Consider the following 1096-nt stretch of genomic DNA (forward strand, 5'->3'; position numbering starts at 1 on the left):
ATCGGGGTGGCACGGATGCCGACGCAGGGGTCGTGCCGGCCGAAGGTCTCGACCATGACCGGATTGCCCTCCTTGTCGATCGAGCGGCGCGGCGTGCGGATCGACGAGGTCGGCTTGATGGCGATCGAGACGGTGATGTCCTGGCCGGTCGATATCCCGCCCAGCATGCCGCCGGCGTTGTTGCCGACGAAGCCGCCCGGGGTGAGTTCGTCGCCGTGCTCGGAGCCCTTCTGCGCGACCGAGCGGAAGCCGGCGCCGATCTCGACGCCCTTGACCGCGTTGATGCCCATCATGGCGTAGGCGATGTCGGCGTCGAGCTTGTCGTAGATCGGCTGGCCCAGCCCGACCGGCACCTTGTGCGCGACGACGTCGATGCGCGCGCCGATCGAGTCGCCGGCGCGGCGCAGCTCGTCCATCGCCGCCTCCATGCGGGCGATCAGGTCGGCGTCGCCGCTGGCGGCGAAGAACGGGTTTTCGGGCACGTGCTCCCAGCCCCCGAACGGCACGGCGATGTCGCCGAGCTGGCTCATGCAGCCGTTGAAGGTGGTGCCGTACTGCTCGAACAGCCACTTTTTGGCGATCGCCGCGGCCCCGACCACGGGCGCGGTCAGCCGCGCCGACGAGCGCCCGCCGCCGCGCGGGTCGCGCACGCCGTATTTATGCCAATAGGTGTAGTCGGCGTGCCCCGGCCGAAAGCTGTCGGCGATGTTGCCGTAGTCCTTGCTGCGCTGGTCCTCGTTGCGGATGAGCAGCATGATCGGCGTGCCGGTGGTCTTGCCCTCGTACACGCCGCTGAGGATCTCGGCCGTGTCGGACTCCTGGCGCTGGGTAACGTGGCGCGAGGTGCCCGGCTTGCGCCGGTCGAGCTCGGGCTGGATGTCGGCCTCGGACAGGGCCATGCCCGGCGGGCAGCCGTCGATCACGCAGCCGATCGCAGGGCCGTGCGATTCGCCGAAGGTGGTAACAGTAAACAGCTTGCCAAATGAATTGCCGGACATGGTGTGGAGGTGATTGGCGGAAAAGGCAATTCTACCAGCCGATCAAGCGACGTGTGCTGGGAGGGCCTTTTTCTTGCAGGGCTGTCGCACCAAAAGTC

Annotated in this window: 1 protein-coding gene; it reads right to left on the reverse strand. The window is 67.7% G+C overall.

Annotated features, from left to right (window positions below; genetic code table 11):
* Positions 1-998 (reverse strand): chorismate synthase (gene aroC, locus C7C56_RS23220; RefSeq protein WP_106759732.1); only part of this gene is annotated, 998 nt, incomplete at its 3' end.
* Between the last annotated feature and the right edge of the window lie 98 nt (positions 999-1096).

The sequence above is a fragment of the Massilia glaciei genome (assembly GCF_003011895.2).
GTDB classification, from domain to species: Bacteria; Pseudomonadota; Gammaproteobacteria; order Burkholderiales; family Burkholderiaceae_D; genus Telluria_A; species Telluria_A glaciei.